This window comes from Ktedonobacterales bacterium (assembly GCA_036557285.1).
Classification (GTDB): Bacteria; Chloroflexota; Ktedonobacteria; order Ktedonobacterales; family DATBGS01; genus DATBHW01.
The window spans coordinates 56,789-62,788 of sequence record DATBHW010000056.1; the positions used below are offsets into that span (position 1 = coordinate 56,789).

At 63.8% G+C, this 6,000-nt stretch carries 7 protein-coding genes and 1 other annotated feature (1 of these 8 running past the window's edge); all 7 genes read left to right on the plus strand.

Annotated features, from left to right (window positions below; genetic code table 11):
• Positions 1–26: a binding site (T-box leader), on the plus strand (it extends 238 nt beyond the left edge of the window).
• Between the two features lie 55 nt (positions 27–81).
• Complete coding sequence (lysW, locus tag VH599_17270; GenBank protein HEY7350072.1) at positions 82–243, plus strand: lysine biosynthesis protein LysW; 162 nt, start codon at positions 82–84, stop codon at positions 241–243.
• A gap of 118 nt (positions 244–361) precedes the next feature.
• On the plus strand, positions 362–1,207 hold the full coding sequence (lysX, locus tag VH599_17275) for a lysine biosynthesis protein LysX (protein ID HEY7350073.1): 846 nt from the start codon (positions 362–364) through the stop codon (positions 1,205–1,207).
• Positions 1,204–2,304, plus strand: a complete 1,101-nt coding sequence (gene argC / locus VH599_17280) for an N-acetyl-gamma-glutamyl-phosphate reductase (protein HEY7350074.1) — start codon at positions 1,204–1,206, stop codon at positions 2,302–2,304. The genes lysX and argC overlap by 4 nt, the downstream gene beginning before the upstream one ends.
• Before the next feature lie 16 nt (positions 2,305–2,320).
• On the plus strand, positions 2,321–3,124 hold the full coding sequence (locus tag VH599_17285; protein ID HEY7350075.1) for a [LysW]-aminoadipate kinase: 804 nt from the start codon (positions 2,321–2,323) through the stop codon (positions 3,122–3,124).
• Positions 3,121–4,308 carry an acetylornithine/succinylornithine family transaminase gene (locus VH599_17290; protein HEY7350076.1) on the plus strand — a complete coding sequence of 396 codons (1,188 nt, stop codon included), beginning with the start codon at positions 3,121–3,123 and terminating at the stop codon, positions 4,306–4,308. Before VH599_17285 ends, VH599_17290 begins: the two co-directional genes overlap by 4 nt.
• Entirely contained in the window at positions 4,305–5,456 is a 1,152-nt protein-coding gene (locus VH599_17295) for a [LysW]-lysine hydrolase (protein ID HEY7350077.1), read from the plus strand. Before VH599_17290 ends, VH599_17295 begins: the two co-directional genes overlap by 4 nt.
• A gap of 150 nt (positions 5,457–5,606) precedes the next feature.
• Positions 5,607–5,900, plus strand: coding sequence for a hypothetical protein (locus tag VH599_17300; GenBank protein ID HEY7350078.1), 294 nt, complete (start codon positions 5,607–5,609; stop codon positions 5,898–5,900).
• Positions 5,901–6,000 lie beyond the last annotated feature (100 nt).

The window sequence follows — 6,000 nt, forward strand, 5'->3', positions numbered from 1 at the left end:
CATTTCAGGCGCTGCTCGTCCTTTACGAGCAGCGCCTTTTTGTATGTCCGGCAGACTCGGTAACAAGAAAGGAGAACGACGATGGCAAGCTGTCCAGAATGCGGGGGCGGCGTTCCCGCCGCCAATGTCGAGCGCGGGGAGATACTCCCCTGCCCCGATTGCGGGGCCGAATTAGAGGTTCGCAGCGTCGAGCCGCTGGTGTTGGAACTGGCCCCGGAGATTCAAGAAGATTGGGGTGAGTAGCGGACGCGGCAAAGCTGGTGGCATGGAATGCCAGGGTTTGATGACAACATCCTGAAAGCGACAGACAAAGGAGGCCCATCTTGGGGAAAGGACCGTTCAGCCGATAACCGTTGGGATTCTGGCATCGCGGGTGCGCGTCGAGGAGAAGCTGCTGATGGAAGCGTTCCGCGCGCGCCAGATAGATGTAGTCTTGATTGATGACCGCAAGCTTGTCTTTGACCTTGTGGCTCAGCAGAACGTGTTGAGCCGCTATCAGATTATTCTAGAGCGCAGCCTGAGCCAGTCGCGCGGTATGTATCTGCTGCACGCGCTCGCTCAGCTTGGTATCCCTACCCTCAACCGCTACGACGTGGCAGCCGTCTGCAACGACAAATACCTCACAACCGCTGCCCTGGTCCGCCAACAGATTCCGACTCCACGCACACTGCTGGCCTTTACGCCGGAAGCCGCGCTGCGGGCGCTGGATGAGATTGGTTATCCGGCGGTTCTCAAGCCGGTAGTCGGTTCCTGGGGCAGATTGCTTGCCAGAGTCAATGACCGCGACGCCGCCGAGGCAATTCTGGAACACAAGGAGACGCTTGGCTCCTACCAGCACAGCATCTTCTATATCCAGGAGTATATCCCCAAGCCCGAACGCGACATTCGCGCGTTCGTCGTGGGTGATCGCACGATCTGCGCGATCTACCGCGCTTCGGAACACTGGATTACCAATACAGCGCGGGGCGCAAGCGCGACTTGCTGCCCGGTGACACCCGAACTTGACGGTCTGTGCCGCGCAGCCGCGCGCGCGGTGGGCGGCGGCGTCCTGGCGGTGGATGTATTGGAAAGCCAGCGCGGCTTGCTGGTCAACGAGGTCAACGCGACGATGGAGTTCCGCAACAGCATCGCGCCCACCGGCGTTGATATTCCGGGCATCGTTGCCGACTATGCGCTGGCGGTCGCGCGAGGGGAGCAGGCGCTGTGAACCTTCCTGTTGAACACGACTCTCCGGTTCGCGTGGCGATTCTTGGCGGCTCCGGCTACGCTGGCGGCGAACTGGCGCGATTGCTGTTGCAGCATCCACGAGCGCAGATTGTCCAGATCGCCTCTGAACACTACGCCGGAAGCTACCTACACGGCCTGCATCCCAATCTGCGTCCGGCGGGTGGGCGGCCTCCTGTTCGACTGGTGTCGCCAGACGCGCTGGAGCGATGCGATGTTCTGTTTGTCGCGCAGCCGCATGGCGCGAGTATGCGTCAGATTGAGCGTTACCAGGCGCTTGCGCCGCGTATTATCGATCTGAGCGCCGATTTCCGGCTGCGCCGCGCCGAGGGCTATTCGCGCTGGTACGGGCATCCGCACCCGCGCCCGGACCTGCTGGAACGCGCTGTCTATGGCATCCCTGAACTGCACCGGGCAGAACTGCCAGAGGCGCGCCTCATCAGCGGGGCGGGCTGCCTGGCGACGGCGGCTATTCTGGCGCTGGCTCCGTTGGCGCGGGCCGCTGTGCTGGATCGCCAGGCCCCGCTGGTGATCGAGGCCAAAGTCGGCTCCTCCGCTGCGGGGGCCGCGCCGGGCGCTGGCTCGCATCATCCCGACAGAAGCCATGCTGTGCGCTCCTTTGCGCCTACCGGCCACCGGCACACGGCGGAGATTATGCAGGAGCTTGATTGGCCTGAAGCCACTGCCGAATCGAGCCAGGCGCGCGGCGTGTATTTTTCGGCTACGGCTGTGGAACTGGTGCGCGGCGTCCTCGTCACGGCCCAGGCATTCTTGCGCGAACAGCTCAGCGACGGCGATCTCTGGCGGCTTTATCGCGCGGCTTATGGCAAGGAGCCGTTCATCCGCATGGTGAAAGATCGCTCCGGCGTCTATCGCTATCCTGAGCCAAAAGTGCTGACCGGCAGCAATTACTGTGACATTGGCTTCGAGGTTGAGCCAGGCACGCGGCGCGTCGTGGTGATGGCCGCGCTCGATAACCTGATGAAAGGCGCGGCTGGCAACGCTGTGCAGGCGCTCAACGCGGCGATGGGCTGGGACGAAACGCTAGGGCTGACTTTTAGCGGGCTGCATCCGATCTAGCGAGGGAATATGAGTCATGTTGACTGTCATGAAGATTGGCGGCGGGCGCGGGATTGATCGCGCTGCTGCCGCTGCGGATATTGGAGAGTATGTTGCGCGGGGCGAGCAGGTGGTGGTGGCGCATGGCTGTTCGGCGGCTGCCGATGCGCTGGCGGCATCGCTTGGCGAGCCGGTGCACTACGTGACCTCGACGGCTGGCGTGCGCAGCCGCTATACCGACGCGCGCATGCTTGACATTTTTCTGATGGCGGCGCTGCGGGTGAACGCCGAACTGGTCCGGGCGCTCCAGCGGGAAGGCGTCAACGCGCTGGGGCTGAGCGGGCTGGATGGCGCGCTCTTGCGTGGACCGCGCAAGGAAGCCCTGCGTATTGTTGAGGATGGACGCCAGCGCGTCATCCGCGATGATTTTACGGGGCGCGTGGAGCAGGTGAACACCGGGCTGCTGCGCCTCTTGTTGGAGCAGGGCTATACGCCGGTTGTTGCGCCGCTGGCGCTTGCCGATACCGGCGAGGCCGTCAATGTGGATGGTGATCGCGCCGCCGCGATGATGGCCGCTGCCTTGGAAGCCGATCTGCTGGTCATCTTGTCGAACGTGCCGGGGCTGCTGGCCGATGCCCGAAATGAGCGAACGCTTATCGCGTCGCTCAGTATCCCGGAACTGAGCCGCTATGAAGCGCAGGCGAGCGGCGGCATGCGCCGCAAGCTGATCGGCGCGCGAGAAGCGTTACAGGCTGGAGTACGCCGGGTGGTGCTGGCCGATGGGCGCGCTGAGCATCCGGTGCAGGCTGCTCTAGCCGGGAGAGGGACGGTAATCGCATGAGTACAGGTTATGAACCTGTGGTTGAGATCGAACAGGACGCCGAGGCGCGCTATGAGGCAGGCGGCGCTTACAAGCGCCCGATCCGGCTGGTGCGCGGCGCAGGCGCGGTGGTGTTCGACGACCGGGGGAACGAATACATTGACTGTGTGGGCGGCATCGCAGTGGCAAACGTCGGCCACGCCAATCCGCGAGTAGTGGCGGCAATTACGCAGCAGGCTGCGCGTCTGATAACTTGCCCCGAACTCTTTTACAACGACGTGCGCGCCGCCTATCTTGAACGCCTGGTCGCCGCGCTGCCTGCCGGGATGAATCGGGTCTTTCTGTGCAATTCAGGAACCGAGGCCATTGAAGCAGCGATCAAGTTTGCGCGGCTCACCACCGGACGGACTGAGATTATGGCGGCCATGCGCGGCTTTCATGGGCGCACGCTGGGGGCGCTCAGCGCCACCTGGGAAAAGTCCTATCGTGCGCCGTTCGAGCCGCTGGTCCCTGATTATCAGCATGTGCGCTACAACGATCCGGCGGCGCTCGAAGCGGTCATCTCCGACAGGACCGCTGCCGTCATGCTGGAGGTCGTGCAGGGCGAGAGCGGCGTCAGACCGGCTGATCCAGCGTATCTCCAGGCTGCTGCGCGGCTCTGCCAGGAACGCGGCGCGCTCTTGATTGTGGATGAGGTTCAGACCGGCTTCGGGCGCACAGGCCGAATGTGGGCCTGCGAGCATGCTGGCATTCTGCCCGATCTGCTCTGTCTGGCAAAAGGTATCGCGGGAGGTGTCCCGATGGGCGCAGCGTGCCTGGGGCCGCGCGTGCAATCCATGCCCCCAGGCTTACACAGCAGCACCTTTGGCGGGAATCCGCTGGCCTGTGCTGCGGCCATCGCTACCTTAGACGAACTAGTCGAGCGGCGCCTGCCTGAGCGGGCCGCGATCCTGGGAACGCATCTGCTGGAACGCCTGCGGGCGCTGGCGGCTTCGTCTCCCGTAATTCGTGAGGTACGCGGGCTGGGGCTGCTGCTGGGAATTGAACTGCGCGAACATGTGCAGCCGTACCTCAAGGCGCTGGCGGGCCGGGGCGTGCTGGCGCTGACGGCAGGGCCGTCTGTTATCCGGCTGGCCCCGCCCCTGGTGATTGAGGATGCGCAGCTTGAACAGGTTGCCGCTGCGCTGGAGGAGGCGCTGCGATGACGATTGAAAGAGCGGTTGCCGAACCAGCGCGCTCAGCCTGGACCCTGGCTGATGAAGAGGCGCTGCTGATCGGCATGCTCCAACGCTATACGCCATCTGGCGCAGAACGGGCGCTCTCCGAGTGGCTCTGCGGGCGCCTGGACGTATCGGCTCTGCGGGGAGAGGTGGATGCGGTTGGCAACTTTATCGCTGAATTGCCAGCAACGGTTGATAGACCTGAGCCGCCCTGTGTGCTGCTGGGCCACCTGGATACGGTATCGGGCGCTATCCCGGTGCGGCGCGAGGGCGAACGCCTCTATGGTCGCGGGGCGGTAGATGCGAAGGGGCCGCTGGCGGCTTTTATCGCGGCGACGCTGCGCCTGGCCGCCAGCCCTGCCCCAAGACGCCGCGCGGTCATCGTTGTGGGCGCTGTAGAGGAAGAGGCGGCAACCTCACGCGGCGCGCGGGCCGTCCTGGACCGCTGGCGGCCAGCCTATACGATCATTGGCGAACCCAGCGGGGCCAGCGCCGTGACCCTCGGCTATAAGGGGCGGCTGCTGGTCTCCTACCGAATAGAGCAGCCTGTCGCGCACACGGCCCGCCCGGAAGAGGGCGTTTGCGCGCGGGCGGTAGCTTTCTGGCAGACGGCACAGCAGGCGGCAGAGCAGTGGAATGCTGCCCAGGCGCCGCCGAACGGCCCTGCAACCTATTTCGACGCTTTGATGCCGTCGCTGCGCGCGATCAACTCCGGCAGCGATGGCTTTACCGAGTGGTGCGAGCTAGAGATTGGCTATCGCTTGCCGCCTGACTTCGATGCTGCCGCCCTTGAAGCCTGGCTTATGCAAGCGGCGCGGGCAGAGGGCGCGCAACTCACCTGTCGGGGCGCTGAAGCGGCGTATCGCGCGCCGCGACATGGCCCGCTGGTCAGCGCCTTTGTGCGCGCCATGCGCGCCGGGGGCATCGCACCGGCTTTCAAGCTCAAGACCGGCACGTCGGATATGAATGTGGTTGGGCCGGTCTGGAACTGTCCGCTGCTGGCCTATGGCCCCGGTGATTCGGCGCTGGACCACACGCCCAACGAGCATATCGTTCTCCCGGAGTATTTTCAAGCCATCGCCATACTTGAGCGGGCGCTGGCCGAACTGGTGTACACGCCTGCTCAGGGGTGAAATCGTGTACGATGAGGAGGCAACGAGCGCGTTCAGGGTCAGGGCAAGCGCAACAAAAGAAAGCCAGCGACGTATATATCTGTGGCGACTATTGAGCTGGCGTTCTCCCTGCTGCGATGGGAACAGCGTCTCGAAGAGGAGAGTTCTTTAATGATAGGTTGCCTTACCGGGTTTCTCTCGCGCCTGATATTCCTGGGTATCTGGATATGGACGCCCCTGGTGTCGCTCGCGTTCAGTGGTAACTGGATTGTGCCGCTGCTGGGCGTGCTCTTTCTGCCGTGTATGGCGCTGGTCTACGTCTGGGCCTATGCCCCCGGCATCGGCGTGACTGGCTGGGGCTGGGTCTGGGTCGTGGTGGCCTTCCTGGTTGATGTGAGCGCGCATGGCTCAGGCGCCAGGCGGGCTGTAAGGAGAAGAAACAAAAGCGCCAGCCTTCCAGCGTGACCTGACAGCGCCAACTCGCGTCACTTCCACAAGCAGTTATGGTTCGGCGCCGAAGCCAGGAGCTAACGAAGGGGCTGAAGTATACTAGCCCAAGGGCGCG

Coding starts and splice junctions, on each gene's coding strand:
- VH599_17300 (HEY7350078.1), top strand. CDS start 5,607: ATGATAGGTTGCCTTACCGGGTTTCTCTCGCGCCTGATATTCCTGGGT.
- VH599_17285 (HEY7350075.1), top strand. CDS start 2,321: ATGTTGACTGTCATGAAGATTGGCGGCGGGCGCGGGATTGATCGCGCT.
- lysW (HEY7350072.1), top strand. CDS start 82: ATGGCAAGCTGTCCAGAATGCGGGGGCGGCGTTCCCGCCGCCAATGTC.
- VH599_17295 (HEY7350077.1), top strand. CDS start 4,305: ATGACGATTGAAAGAGCGGTTGCCGAACCAGCGCGCTCAGCCTGGACC.
- VH599_17290 (HEY7350076.1), top strand. CDS start 3,121: ATGAGTACAGGTTATGAACCTGTGGTTGAGATCGAACAGGACGCCGAG.